Raw genomic sequence first — 14,371 nt, 5'->3', positions numbered from 1 at the left:
TGTATTTTTAAGTTAGAAACTAACATTTACTCCAAGTTGGTATGTTTTCGGAATGGGTACGGTTGCAAAGTCGAACCCCCTTACTCCGTTGCTCTGGCCAGCGGCACTAACTTCAGGGTCCCATCCGGAATAATCGTCCCAGGAAACTAGGTTTCTACCTACTAAACTTATTTCCACATTATCAATAAAATCCCATTTAGGTACTAAATTATAGCTTAGGCTAACCTCCCTTAATTTTACAAAAGAACCATCTTCTACAAATTCTTCAAAGATATTGGCCTGTGCACTGCCGTATCCCTTTGGAAGATTACCCAATAATTCTTGACCTACATTATACCCTCCACCAAATATTACATTATCCAAGAGTCTCCGGTTCCAGTTGAATACATCATATCCTTGTACAGCGTCGAATTGTACACGGAAGGTAAAATCTTTATATTTAACTTCATTGATAAGGGATCCAAACCAATCCGGATTGGGGTCACCCAGTACTTTAGAAGATTCACCATCTTCCGTGGTTCCTCTAAAGGGGTACCCATTTTCATCCAGGGAAATGCTCCCATCTGCTTCCCTAGCATAGAATTGTCTGTAAAAAACCCCCAGTGGCTCTCCTTCAATAACATAGTTTGTTGCGAAGCTTCCACTCAGGGTTAGTCTTCCGCCACCTGCCACATTGGTCACCTCATTTTTATTTTTTGAGAAGGTCGCGGTAATATCCCAAATCAAATTCTCGTTTTTAATAGGGGCTGCCCTAAGAAGAATTTCTATCCCTTTATTTTCCAGATTTCCGACATTTTCAAATCTTGAACTAAATCCACTCGATGGAGCTAAGACCCTTGGAAGCAATAAATCGGTCACCTTCTGATGGTAGTAGGAGAATTCCAGACCTAATCTATTATTGAGGAGTCCGGCGTCGAAGCCCAATTCAATTTCGTCCTGTCTCTCAGGTTTTAAATTCTCATTTCCCTGTGCAGTGGACGGAACAAGGCTTACCGCCCCACTTATGGAAGAGGGGTTATAAACCGAGAATCTATCAAAGGCCCCCAATGCGGTAAGGTTACCTGCCTGTCCCCAGGATGCCCTTATTTTAAAAGAGTTAAAGGATTCGGAAAAGGTGTTTTTCCAATAATCCTCATCGGATACCACATAGGATCCACTGGCCTTAAAATATAGCTGATTCCGCTCATCCTTACCAAAAGTAGAAGCACCATCCATTCGAAGTGCACCGTTGAGGTATACCTTATCTCTATATGAAAAAGATTGCTGTAAAAAGCCTCCCCAATACGAAATTTGGGATCTCGATTCTCCTTGCTCCACGATACTTCCTCCCGTGGCAGTCTGTACTACGGGCGGTAGTCCGGTTGCATTTATTCCAACACGGTCCCTTTCTTCATATTGCCAAGATCCCCCTAAGGTGGTGATGGAATTCAAATCATCGGTAATAGCTGTTCTATACGATAGGTTTAGATCGCTGTTGTGTTGAAAACTATTTAAATCCGATCTTCTTGAAAAACCATCAGGTACGGTAGAGGTATTATTGATCGGGATAAAAGCAAAGGCAGATTGATTGTAAAAGTCCATCCCAAGGGTATATTTAGCCGTCAGGTGTTCATTGAATTTTCCATCCAAGGTAATACTAGTAATAAAGCGGTTGGTTTTTTGATTAAAATTAAAACGATCCACCGCTTCCAGGGGGTTGGTTCTCGCTACTAGGGGAGAAGTAACCGGATATACCCCTGAAGCATCTGGTCTAGGGTCTATGGAGTTGTCACTAAACAAGAAGCCTGTTAATGCACCATAGGCCGAGTTGATTCCCCCATTGGGTACATCGTCACTTACGCTTCTAATATAATTGAAACCGCCTGTAATATCTAGCCAGTTAAAAGCTTCTTGGGTAATATTGGCCTTAATTCCGTAGCGTTTAAAATTGGTACTTTTCACAATTCCTTCGTTATCCAAATGGGAGGCCGATAGGAAGTATGATGTTTTTTCATTTCCTCCATTAACGGAGAAATAATTTTCCAGACCAAAACCGCTGTCAAATATAAAATCTTGTAAATTATATCGTTCTACGGGTACGGTTGTTAGATTGTTTCTATCCGTAGAAACTTCCCATGCAAGGGGAACGGTATTGTAATCCATGTTCTTGCGGAGTTCGTTAAGCCTTGTATTGGTCATAAAAGTAAACTTCGCTTTACCAGTCTTTCCTTTTTTGGTGAAAATTTGAACTACTCCATTACTTGCTCTCGACCCATAGATGGCTGCTGCGGCAGCACCCTTGATAATTTCAATTTTATCTATGTCGTTCGGGTTGAGATCTGCCAATCTATTCTGGGAATTTCCTCCCAAATCTATAAGTTCATTGCTAGAGTTACTAATGATGATTCCATCGACAATGTATAGTGGGTCAGAGCTACCGGAAATAGTACTTGGCCCTCTGAGTCGAATACTAATTCCGCCTGCAGGATCACCTGAATTTTGTTGAACCAGGGCTCCGGAAACTTTTCCAGCAATGGCCTGATCAACTTGGGTTGCAGCATTGTTGGTTAGATCTTCGGATTTTACCGAAGAAATCGCATTTCCCAACGACCGTTTATTGGCTCCTGTCCCAGTACCGGTTACCACTACTTCATCCAAACTTAAAAGATCTTCCGTTAGTCTAATATCTAGATTAATTTGATCGGATGTGGGACGAATGGTAATTTTTTGGGTAGTAAACCCGAGGTAACTGGCGACTAGGGTATAGTCTTTGTTTTCCAATTCAGCGGTTAAACTATAATCGCCATTAAAGTCCGTAACGGCCCCATATGAGGTGTTTTCAATATAGACCGAAACCCCAGCTATGGGTATTCCAGGACCATTTTCAATGATATTCCCATTAATTGTAACGGGACTTAGTTGGGCAAATACATTTGTGCACCCAACCACCAATAGGCAAAAGAATATTTGGTCTAACCATTTTATCCTTTTTTTTGGGAATTGTTTTCTCATAATCTATGCTGGTTTAAATTAAGTTAGCTATCGAAAAAAAATGAAAAATTCCTTGGTATCCGATTAGTGCGGTTTTAGGATTTATTAAATTTTTGGGGACCTGACTACCTATTCGAAAAACTTCCTTTTTAAAATAAATAGATTAGCGCTGTTCCCGAATATTATTAAAGATTACCTATCAGAGAATCCTTCTCTGCATAATCCGAACTTTTAGATGATTACCTCCATCAATTTATACATTAAGGAAAAGTTTCCCTTAAAATGTATTCAGATTAATCTGATATAAACCTCTTGTTTTCCAATTGACTATCATGGGATAGTTGCAATAAATACCATATAAAGTTGCTTCTTTTTTTTGATTTAAAATATTAAAAACTGAAAAAATAGCAGCAAGGGGCTTGGTTTTTGGCCTAGAGGGGGGATTTGTGCCTGAAAATGATGGTCGATAATGCGAAACCTCCTCATCTCGAAAGAGTTTGGAAGGGGTTGCCCCTATTCTGGTAAAAGCTAAATTTCACAAACCAGCAGAGTTTTTAATTAGGCCATTTGAGTCTTACTTTTTTTGGTCAATATCCAAAGTCCGACCATAGTGATAATTGCGTTCACCAACAGAATCTCGAAACCAAAACTAAAGCCGTTAAACCAGGCTTCGGAATTGCGGTCTAGGATTAGGGATATGATAGGCGATAGGATGCAGATATAGGGTACCCATTTGTCGCGGATTTTTTGTTTAAAAAGGAGTCCAAAGGCAAATAGTCCCAGTAAGGGGCCATAGGTGAATCCGGCAACCTTAAACACGGCGCTAACTACACTACTGTCATTAAAGGCATTGAAGATGACAATAACGGTGAACATCAATACTGTAAATCCGATATGTACATATTGCCGAATGTTTTTTTGGGAAGCTTGTTTTTTCTCTATTTCCAGTATATCTACACAAAATGAGGTAGTAAGGGCTGTTAAGGCTGAATCGGCACTAGAAAAAGCGGCAGCCACTATTCCTATAAGGAAAACGGTTCCCGCCAAAATCCCAAAGTAATTTAGGGCCAATAGTGGGTATAGGTCATCCGAGCGTTCTGGGATGGCTATATTATGACTTACTGCATACTCGTAAATTAGAATTCCAAGGGTTAAAAACAACATGGTAGACAGGAAAAAAGTAATGGAGAACCAAAGGATGTTTTTCTGGGCATCCTTAATATTCCTACAGGTTAGGTTTTTCTGCATCACATTTTGGTCCAAGCCATTCATTGCTATGGTAATAAAGACCCCAGCTAAGAATGTTTTGAAAAAATTACGATCCGATAACCAGTCCCACTCAAATATTTTAGACATTGGATTGGAAGCTACTACACTGTAAAGGTCTCCCATCTTCAAATCTAGATGCTGTAAGATTACCACAATACTAATGATCACCGCCACCAATAGGAAGGTAGTTTGTAAGGTATCCGTATACACTATAGTCTTTATTCCTGCCTTATAGGTATACAGCCAAATCAATAGAATGGTTATAAAAACCGTCACCCAAAAGGGAATTCCAAAAGCATTAAAAAATGCAATTTGCAAAACCAATGCGGCAAGGAAGAGACGGAAGGAGGCGCCAATGGTCTGGGAGATGATAAAAAATGAGGCCCCCGTACGATAGGATTTTATTCCAAATCGGTCTTTTAGGTATCCATAGATCGAAATTAGATTTAACTTGTAGAACAATGGGATAAGCACAAAGGCAATTACGGCATAGCCCACCATATTGCCCATTACGAATTGTAGGTAGGTCCAGGCGGTATTGCCCACCTCTCCCGGAACGGAAATAAAGGTGACTCCGGAAAGGGAGGCGCCTACCATTCCATAAGCAACTAGGTACCAGGGCGATTCTTTGTTTCCTGTAAAAAAAGTTTTGTTATCAGAATTCTTAGAGGTGAAGTAGCTAATAGCCATAAGCAACCCAAAATAGGCTGCGATCACTCCAAATACAATCAATGGGCTCATAGGGGGTAATTTTAGTTGATTTCCAATTCAAAAAATTCACTTTGGTTGCCGGTCCTATCCACTGCGGTTAGTCCTACTTTGCGCAGGGGGAATTTACCATTTTCTAGGCTAAGCGGTAGGGTGATGGATCTATCTCCTTTATTTAGGATGGTGTGTTCCCAGCCTTTACCTTGCCGTTGGTAATATAAAACCCATCTAAATACCTTGTTTTCTATTGGGTGTTCCCAGGAAAACTCAACTTCCCCTAGCTGCTTTTTTATTTGTAGGCTTGGTGGAGAGAGGGGGGAGTTATTTAACCATGGCGAAGCGGGTACCAATGATTTGTTGTTATAGGGCCCTTGTTTTATGGCCATTGCCAAACTATCGTACTTTACCAAGGGGGCAATGCTCCAATGAACGGCACCTTTGCTTTTGGGAACCATGCCACGGGTAATCATAATCTGGTTAATTACTTCATCGGTATTTTTCTCATCGCCTCCTAGGCCAATATTTAGACCGGGCCATAGGTGAAGTTGTTTGTGGTTTTCGCTTTGCCACCATCCCAATAGTTCTGGGAAGCTTTGGCCTTTTTTATTAATCCTCCAATAGAGTTGCGGGGTGTAGTAATCTACCCAACCTTCGTTTAGCCAAAGCTTGGCATCGGCATATAGTTTATCGTATTGGTCTAGACCTACCACAGATTCTGGGTATCCCGGTCTCCATATACCAAAGGGGCTAAGGCCAAATTTCACATGGGGTTTGGAGGATTTAATCTCGGTATAGACGGTTTTTATAAAGGTGTTTACGCTCTGGCGTCTCCAATCTGCTCGGGATAATTTGCCGCCAGTTGCCAGGTAGGCTTGCCAGCTACTGTCATCTGGAAAATCTTTGCCGTTGTTATAGGAGTCGTAGGGATAGAAGTAATCGTCAAAATGAATGCCATCTACATCGTAGCGATTTACAATATCCATCACTACTGCCAGGGAATGGTCTTGGGTTCCTTGTAGGGAGGGATCCATCCAATACATACCATTTTCTAGGGAAACCACTAATTCTGGGTTGGTTTTTATGATGGATTGATCGCTTATTTCCCCTCCCGCCGTATGGTGTGCCCTGTAGGGGTTTAGCCAAGCGTGTAATTCCAATCCTCTTTGGTGGGCAGCTTGAATCCAGAATTCCAAGGGATCATAGGCTGTGTCCGGGGCAGCTCCTTGATTTCCTGTAAGGTAATAAGACCAAGGTTCTAGGTTGCTTTTGTAGAGGGCATCTGCCTGTGGCCGTACTTGGAAAATAACTGCATTAAAATTGTTTTCTTCCAGTAGATCTAGCAATTCTAGGGCTTCCTTTTTTTGTTCATGGACTGGGAGTCCGGGGGAGCTGGGCCAGTTGATATTAGCAACAGTGGCTACCCATGCAGCTCTAAATTCTTCTATATTATACGGTGTATTTGGGTCCCATTTTACCGCTTTTTTATTGGTGGCCGCTGTGCGGATGGGCTGTTTGTTTAAATAAGCCGATGTTTTGGAAGAGGCACATCCCAGGAATAGGATGCTGAGCATCCCAAGAAGTATAATGTGTAAGGGGTTTATTCTCATTGGTGTTAAAATGGAATTTGATGTTATAAAATGTCCTTTTAGGTAGGTAACAAGTGAATAATAATGAAAAAAAAGTACTTCAGAGCTATGCTCTGAAGTACTTTAGATTTGCAATCAGGAATTAGTGGTGCTTACCATCCTGGGTTTTGCTCCAAAGTTACGCCTTGGTCGGCATACAGGGTAATCTGGTCTAATGGGAGTGGGCTTAAATACACTCTTTCATTGTCAAATACCCGGAGTGATGCAGCTGCTGAGGTTGGTATGATATAGCCTTCCTCACCGTCTGTTAGCGTTATATCGTTTAGCTCGCTATCTGGATAGTCAGATTTCTTGATCCAAGCTCCCTGATTAATTTCTGGGTTGGCTACCTGGTCTACGTATTCTAACTTTTTCCAACGCTTTAAGTCGTCCAATCTAAAACCTTCCATAATCAGCTCCACTCTTCTTTCCCTGCGTATTTCCCAAAGCAGACTTGGAACTTCCGGATCTCTATTAGGGTCGTCATAGATTACACCATTTACAGCAGGATTATCTCCCAATACTTGCAGATGTGGCAGGTTTACACCTACGCGGTCTCGCAATACATTGATGGATTTATCCAGGTCTCCCTGTGTTACGCTGGCGCCTCCTAGGGTTGCCAACTCTGCAACAGCCTCAATATAGTTCAGTAGCACCTCTCCGTATCGGATAATTGGAGCGTCTGTTGGGTTAAGGTTAGAGCTTCCTATAGGATCGTCCTTAATACTTTCGTTTAAGAACTTATGGGTGGCGATTCCTGTTGTGGAATGGTTGGGTGCTACCCCGTTGATCCTTAGTTCGGTAGATACAAAAGTCTCGTAGATTCTACCATCCCTATTGGCCATAACCTTTTCTATACCTTGGTCACCTTGGTACAAAGGAGATAAGGAGATAGGCAATCCATCTTCTGCAAGATAGGACTCAATGGCATTCCTGGAAATTCCGGTTTGTGGTTCCTTATTGTTATAGCTGTTTAGGGCGTGGGTAATAAGGCCTGGCTCGTATTCTCTGTATAGGATTACCTCTGGGTTAGAGGCTAGGCTCAAGGAGCTAAATACCTCCCTATAGTTTGCCAAGGAGTAGTTGCCAGAGTTGATAATTTGATCTGCGGCCCATTTGGCAGCTTCCAAATACTCGGTGGCTTTTGCACTATTGTTTTCATGGTATTTCTGCCAAGTTCCTTCATATAGCATGATGCGCGACATAAAGGCCAATACTACATCCTTGTTTACTTCTAAGCCATCGTTATCTACGGATGCCCTTACGTTGGCAGCAGCAAACTGAAGGTCTTCCAATACCTTATCCATTACAAAGGTTCTTTCGTCCCTTGTCTTGTACAATTGTTCGTTATCCTCTTCTGATAATTCTTGGTCAAAATAAGGAACATCCCCAAATCGGGCCACCAGGTCATGGTATTCCATGGCTCTAAAAAACCTTCCTATTCCCGTCCAGTGGTCTATGGCTTCCTGTTCCATAGGAACGGTTTGCACACGATCTATGAATATATTGGCCTTTCTAACCCAGCTAAAACTCCATCCACCACCAGAAGTGGGTACCTGCAAGGCAAACCTTGGCGGGTTGGTGGGAGCAAAATCATCGTTTAGGGATTGTCCGGAGAAATAATTTCCCCAGGTGTACCCAGAACCGTAACCACTAAAGTATCCAGAGTAGAAACCAAAGGCAAAGGTCTTTACGTTCCCTTCACTTGTCCAGAAGGTTTCGTCTACCAACATATCCTGTGGTGGTACATCCAATAAGTCATCTTCACATCCTACGAATGCTATAAAGCAAAGGAAAAGTAGTGATATTTTATGTATAGTCTTCATATTTTTCAATGTTTAAAATTATAGGGAAAGTTGAAGTCCAAATGAATACGATCTTCTAAATGGATAGACCCTTCCAAAAGTTGAGGTGTCATTGGTACCTGCGTTGGTATAGTCTACCTCTGGATCTACCGGAATTTGTATTCCACTAAATTCAAATAAGTTTTCACCACTTAGGTACAGTCTTAGTCGATCTACCTTTAACTTGTTTAGGACAGACTCTGGGAAAGAGTATCCCAAGGTGATGTTCTTCATACGCAGGTAGGACATATTCAGCATATACTTTGTTTGTGGTAAAAAGTTCATCCTGCTATTGCTCTGCTGCTGGTCATTGGGTCTTGGATAGTAGGCATTTGGATTCTCGGGAGTCCAGTGATCTAACTGATGCTCGTACCATCCTTCCCCATACCTATATCCTGGGATAAATACCGGACCGTTAGCCCAGAAATCGCGCTTACCTACTCCTTGCATAAACATGCTTAGGTCTACTCCTTTAAAATTGGCGCCCAACTGAATCCCGTATTGGTATCTAGGGGTAGAGTTTCCTATGACCTTCATATCGCCAGAGTCGCCCACGGTATTGGTACCGTAATCTATCACGCCATCGCCATTAAGGTCTTTAAACTTTACGTCTCCAGGACCGTATTTAAACCAGGAGTTGGTTTCAAAAATATCCTGATTGGGTACACCATCGGCATAACTACCATCGGCATTAAAATCGTCTTCAGTAAAGAATCTATCTGTTTCATAACCCCATATCTCACCCAGCACTCTACCTTCATAGTTAGAGTAGATACTCTTAGTGGTGTTGGAGAATTTGGTCAACTTCTCTTTAAAATCGGTTAGGGTTACTAAGGCATTCACCCTAAGGTCATTGTTAAATTGATGTTTAAAATCCAAGCTCAGTTCCCATCCTTTGGTCTGTAGTTCTCCATAGTTACGTCTTGGAGAGGAGGTACCAAAGGTATTTGGCAAGGTAACACCAGAGCTGTGCATATCGCTAACGGTTCTCTCGTACCAGTCAAAGGTTAATCCTAGCTTATTGTCAAAAAACTTCGCATCTAAACCAAAGTCTAGCGTAGTAACCGTTTCCCAAGTTAACGAGGAAGGCAATGCTCCTGGAGTCCCTGTGGTAACCTGATTGTTCCCGTTTATAAGCCATCCAGAAGATCTGGAAGACATAATTCTATAAATGCTGGACAGGTAGGTGTTTTGATTTCCTACGGATCCGTAAGAGGCCCTAAGCTTTAAGAAGGACAAGGTAGGATCTAACGCATCCATAAAGTTCTCTTCGGTAAGGATATAACCGGCAGATACCGAGGGGAAGTAGCCCCACTTATTATCGGAAGATAGTCTGGAAGATCCATCATATCTGGCATTTAACTCCAATAACAACTTATTTCTGTAGGAGTAGTTTGCTCTTCCAAAGAAGCCCAAGGTATTCCATTTGCTTCTACTACCATTGGCATATTGATCGCCAGTGGCAAGGGCCAACTCTCCTTGGTCTGGATTTAGTAGATCTCTTCTTTGGGAGTAATGGAACCAGTAATCATATTTCTCCATATCTCCCCCTAGGGTAAATTTAAAGTTGTGGTCTCCTAGGTCCTTGTCGTAGGTTAGGTAGGCTTTGGCTGTATTCCTTCTACTCCACTCCGAGTTGTATTGTACACGGTCATAGGCAGAGCTACTATAGGGAACATAGGAGAAGTTTGCTCCTTGTGCCCAGAAGTTGTAGGCCTTAAGGGTACCTCCTACTTGTTTTTCGTGCTCTTCCACCCTGTCATGGGTAAAGTCGAAATTAACCGATAGGTCTTCTATAGGAGTGATGGTGGTTCCTAAATTAATTCTGGATAAGCTATAGTTATTTTCGTTCATTTTAGCTTGTTCCACTTCGGAAATATGGTTTCTAAATGGCTTCCCATCTACTGTTCCATAAGGATAGTAGGCTGGCCATCTAGTGGTATAGTACCAAGCGTCATAGGTATTAGATCCAAACTTAAACGGCTCTGTAGTGGCCGAATTGTTGTGGGATACTTTGGCTCTGATATCCAACCAGTCCGTTACCGTAGAATTAATGCTGAGGTTAAGGTTGTAACGCTCGTATTGGTCTGGATTGGTTTTGTATACCCCGCCTTGGTTTAAATAACCCAGTCCAAGGTAGTAGGTGGTGTTTTCACCTCCACCAGTAACCGAGAAATCTTGCTTTTGCTGTGGTGCCCACTTTTTTACGAAAAGCTTTCTAGGGTCCCATGATCTATAGAAAAAAAGGTTTCCATCCCTTATTTCGTAATCCCTGCCTTCTACCATTTCCATTCCTAGGTCTTGTCCGGCGTACTGCTGGTCCCATTCCCTCATTTTTTGAATGGCTAGCTGGTCTATTCGCATACCAACTATACCAAAGGACTGCAAGGAGGGTATTCTTCTATTAACCGCGGCAAAGGCCATTTCGGCGCCTTCTGCTGCTGGGGCTACCTTTGGGGTAACCGTAGGTGTTGCCCAAGAAAAGTTGTTAGAATAGCTTACGGTAGGGGCGCTGTTCTTTCTTCCTTTTTTAGTAGTGATAAGGATAACTCCCCAAGCTCCACGTGCTCCGTATATAGAAGTAGAAGCGGCATCCTTTAGAACAGAAATTTCCTCTATATCTTCTGGGTTAATAGATTGTAGGCTAGGGATTTCCACGTTATCTACCAAGATTAATGGCTGTGCGCCACCTCCTGTCCCCAAGGTTCCTACAGATCCCCTTAGTTTAATGACTGGATTTTCACCAATTTGTCCACTAGGGGAGGTAATGGTAAGTCCGGGAGTGGCTCCCTGTAACCCTCTAGCCACGTCTGTAATTGGTCTTGACGTTAGAATTTCGGTATCTACTGCGGCTACCGCTCCGGTGACATTTCTTTTTTTCTGGCTACCATATCCTACTACTACCACCTCATCTAGGCCCTCTACATTGGTCTGTAGGGTAATGGTGAAGTTGGTTCTGTTGCCAACAGTTACTTCTTGTTGCATAAAGCCCAATGAAGAAAATACCAGCACGGTATTGCTACTTACCGGAATTTGAAGGGAGAATTTCCCGTCAAAATCGGATACGGTACCATTGGTGGTATTCTTTACATAGATTCCCGCACCTGGGATAGGTACTCCTTCGGGGTCGTAAATTTCCCCTGTGACGGTTTTAGACTGTCCCCATATTTGTATGGTAAACAGAAACGCCAAGAACAAAAATGATTTTTGAAATCGTTTTTCCATAATCAATGTTAGTTTAATGAGTTATTTAAATCGGTTGTGAAAAGGGTACTGTTAAAAAGGTTAGATGACTTTTAATCTTAGCTCAATTTGTAAAATTTACGTTAATAATTCAGTGAGGCAGCTGTTCCAATTGATTCGGTTTATTGCAATTTTTTGCAAGTTATGAAACAAAACACACAGATGTCTTTCCAAAAATAGGCAATAAAACGCATGGTTTGCAATTTTTTGCAATATTTTTTTGATTTGCCTTCAAAATACTGCAATCGCATGCTTAAATGTTTATCTTTGTTCTTATTGTTACAATTATGTTAAAAGCGGAGAGACAACAAATAATATTAAACGAGGTTAGAAGGCATAATAGGGTGTTGTTACCCGATATGGCCGACCTGGTGAATGTATCTGTTGACACAGTGAGACGCGATATAACGGAATTGCATCGAAAAAAGAAGCTCCAAAAGGTCCACGGGGGCGCTATTTCCTTAGGGTTTCACAATTATAACTATCAGGGCGTTCAGGTGTATTCCAAGGATGAAAAGTCTATAATTTGTGAAAAGGCAATCTCTTTGTTAAGGGACGGACAGGTAATCCTATTTACTGGAGGAACTACCAATATGGAAATGGCAAGATTGTTGCCGCCCAATTTAAAACTGACCTGTTTTACGCCCAGTCTCCCCGTAGCTAGCCAGTTATTAGTAAAGCCTAATGTAGAGGTCATTTTTATAGGAGGCCGGGTGTCTAAGGATTCTCAAATTACGGTTGGTGGTAGTGCCATCCATATGTTGTCCGAGATTTCTGTGGATCTGTGTTTTCTGGGAACCCACTCTATTGACCTATCACATGGTCTTACCGAATTTGATTGGGAAATTGTGCAGTTGAAGAAATCCATGATCAAGGCGTCCAGAAAAATAGTAGCCCCCGTAATATCTGAAAAACTGAATACCATTCAACGATATAAAATTTGTGACCTAGAGGATATAGACACCCTGATTACCGAGTTGGATCCAAAAGATTCCCTACTAGGGTATTATCGCGACAAGCGATTTGAACTCTTATAAACTCCCAATGTGAAACTCGTTGGTTATTGAGAAGAAGAGAAAAAGAAGGGATTAATCTATGCAGTTGGTAAATGAGGAGGAAGTCCATTTTAGAAAGAAATAATAAAAACGAAATAGAGCAATAAAGCAGGAACCCAAGCTTTTGCCACTAATCTAAGAAACAAGGTTAGGTGGAAAGATCCTGTACGCTTGGTATAAAATAGAATAATGAACAATACAACAGTAGCAAGTATGTCCGAGTACAAAAGAATAACCGAAATGCCCTCCCATTACAACGATTTGGAGTTAATGGATACCGATGAGATCTTAAAAAATATTAATGAGGAGGACAAGAAGGTAGCCCTAGCGGTAGAGCATGAAATTCCTGCCATTACCCAATTGGTAAACGCCTTGGTAGAACGATTTAATAAAGGGGGCCGACTCTTTTATATTGGAGCGGGAACCAGTGGTAGATTGGGGATCCTAGATGCCTCAGAGATTCCGCCTACCTACGGATTGCCTCACGATAGGGTGATTGCCTTGATTGCGGGGGGTGATTCTGCCATCCGGAACGCAGTGGAGAATGCAGAGGACGATGCCCAACAGGCGTGGAAGGATCTTTTGGCCTATGATATCAATGAGAATGATGCAGTGGTTGGGATAGCTGCTTCTGGAACTACGCCCTACGTAATTGGGGGAGTAAAAGAAGCGAAGTCCAACGGCTTGCTTACGGCCTGTGTCACCAATAATCCTGGATCGCCTTTGGCCATGGCAGTGGAAATACCCATTGCGGTAAATGTAGGCCCGGAGTTTGTCACTGGAAGTACCAGAATGAAGAGTGGAACCTCCCAAAAACTGGTGCTCAATATGATTTCCACAGCCCTCATGATCAAGGTTGGAAGGGTTAAGGGAAATAAAATGGTGAACATGCAGTTGAGCAATATTAAACTGGTAGACCGGGGTACACGTTACTTGGTGGAAGAGCTAAATTTGGAGTATAAGGAGGCGGAAACCTTATTGAAGAAATATGGTTCTGTAAAAAAGGTGATCGACGCCCAAAAATCCTAAAATTATTTCTTCTGTATTTTAGAGACCTCTTCGGGGGTAACAATGTCTTTCCCTTTGTTGCCCCATGAGTTGAGGATGTAGTTCATTACATCGGCAATTTCTTCATCGTCCAATCCCATAGCCGGCATGGTATTATTATAGGTAACGCCATTTACTACAATTTCCCCTTGTTGCCCAAATTTGACACCTCGGATACTTTCTTCCCTATTCTTCAATAAATAATCGGCCTTGGCCAGCGGAGGGAAAGTGTTTTCTACTCCCTCGCCATTGGGCAGATGGCAGGTAACGCAAAAATCGTTATAGATATCGTACCCGCGTTTAATGCTTTCTTTTAACTCCTTATCGTTATCGTTGAAAAGAAAAAGAGAGAGCGCTGTTATAATGGATATATAAGTTAGAATAAAAAGTTTCATATAGTGATATAATTACGGTTTACTGTAGTGGTGTTTGAATTATATAGGGCTATAGCGCCCTTAAAAAGTGAAGCCCCATTATTTGATCATGACTAATTAATGTTGGTTTGAGTAGAAATTATTCATCGGATTTCAATTAATACCTTTAACCACAATTAAACTTTCTTTCATTTTCTTTGCTTGTCCAGGGCCGAGAGACAAAGGTACAGTGTACC

Annotated in this window: 8 protein-coding genes; 2 read left to right on the top strand and 6 right to left on the bottom strand. The window is 41.9% G+C overall.

The annotated features are described in order from the left end of the window. Positions 1-12: 12 nt before the first annotated feature. The 5 genes from BV214_RS09785 to BV214_RS09765 form a co-directional block, all read right to left on the bottom strand. On the bottom strand, positions 13-2,991 hold the full coding sequence (locus BV214_RS09785; protein ID WP_086477328.1) for a SusC/RagA family TonB-linked outer membrane protein: 2,979 nt from the start codon (positions 2,989-2,991) through the stop codon (positions 13-15). A 537-nt stretch (positions 2,992-3,528) separates the two neighbouring features. Then, on the bottom strand, positions 3,529-4,980 hold the full coding sequence (locus BV214_RS09780; protein WP_086477327.1) for a sodium:solute symporter: 1,452 nt from the start codon (positions 4,978-4,980) through the stop codon (positions 3,529-3,531). A gap of 11 nt (positions 4,981-4,991) precedes the next feature. Next, positions 4,992-6,554: a glycoside hydrolase family 10 protein gene (locus BV214_RS09775; protein ID WP_086477326.1), complete on the bottom strand. Its 1,563-nt coding sequence runs from the start codon at positions 6,552-6,554 to the stop codon at positions 4,992-4,994. A gap of 131 nt (positions 6,555-6,685) precedes the next feature. Then, a complete protein-coding gene (locus tag BV214_RS09770) occupies positions 6,686-8,398 on the bottom strand; it encodes a RagB/SusD family nutrient uptake outer membrane protein (protein WP_086477325.1) in 1,713 nt (570 codons plus the stop codon). 18 nt (positions 8,399-8,416) lie between these two features. Beyond that, the gene (locus BV214_RS09765) at positions 8,417-11,641 is read right to left on the bottom strand and encodes a SusC/RagA family TonB-linked outer membrane protein (RefSeq protein WP_086477324.1); all 3,225 of its coding nucleotides are present in this window, start codon (positions 11,639-11,641) and stop codon (positions 8,417-8,419) included. Between the two features lie 305 nt (positions 11,642-11,946). Between BV214_RS09765 and BV214_RS09760 the strand changes: the two genes are divergently transcribed. Both BV214_RS09760 and BV214_RS09755 read left to right on the top strand, forming a co-directional pair. Further along, positions 11,947-12,696: a DeoR/GlpR family DNA-binding transcription regulator gene (locus BV214_RS09760; protein WP_086477402.1), complete on the top strand. Its 750-nt coding sequence runs from the start codon at positions 11,947-11,949 to the stop codon at positions 12,694-12,696. A 231-nt stretch (positions 12,697-12,927) separates the two neighbouring features. Continuing rightward, the gene (locus BV214_RS09755; protein ID WP_086477323.1) at positions 12,928-13,743 is read left to right on the top strand and encodes an N-acetylmuramic acid 6-phosphate etherase; all 816 of its coding nucleotides are present in this window, start codon (positions 12,928-12,930) and stop codon (positions 13,741-13,743) included. A 2-nt stretch (positions 13,744-13,745) separates the two neighbouring features. Here BV214_RS09755 and BV214_RS09750 read toward each other — a convergent pair whose 3' ends face one another. Continuing rightward, positions 13,746-14,156, bottom strand: a complete 411-nt coding sequence (locus BV214_RS09750; RefSeq protein WP_086477322.1) for a c-type cytochrome — start codon at positions 14,154-14,156, stop codon at positions 13,746-13,748. Between the last annotated feature and the right edge of the window lie 215 nt (positions 14,157-14,371).

The organism is Arenibacter amylolyticus (assembly GCF_002150785.1).
GTDB lineage: Bacteria > Bacteroidota > Bacteroidia > Flavobacteriales > Flavobacteriaceae > Arenibacter > Arenibacter amylolyticus.
This window is presented reverse-complemented; position numbering and strand designations above follow the sequence as displayed.